Origin of the sequence: Paraburkholderia sp. SIMBA_030 (genome assembly GCF_046535245.1) — a bacterium.
Lineage (GTDB): Bacteria > Pseudomonadota > Gammaproteobacteria > Burkholderiales > Burkholderiaceae > Paraburkholderia.
In genome coordinates this window covers 1-233 of sequence record NZ_JAWRXB010001700.1, presented here as the reverse complement: position 1 = coordinate 233, position 233 = coordinate 1, and the positions used below count along the sequence as shown (strand labels likewise).

1 protein-coding gene is annotated in these 233 nt (G+C 67.8%); it reads left to right on the top strand.

Features of this window, described 5'->3' with window-relative positions; translation table 11 throughout:
* A partial coding sequence (locus tag SB772_RS45820) for a hypothetical protein (protein WP_410839252.1) occupies window positions 1-233 on the top strand: 233 nt, incomplete at both ends.

Sequence of the window (233 nt, the reverse complement as noted above, 5' to 3'; positions counted from 1 at the left end):
GCACGCTACTCGATGCCGTGGTCGCCGATCCGGACCGGCCGCTCAGCGCGCTTGCGTTGTGGAGCGATGCGGAGCGGAACCTGCTGACAATCGAGCGGAACCGGACCGAGACGGATTTCGGTGAGGCCGCCGCGCAACCGCTGCACCGGTTGTTCGAACAGCAGGTCGAGCGCACGCCCGATGCCGTCGCCGCCGTCTACGACGACGTCGCGCTCACCTACGCCGAACTCAAC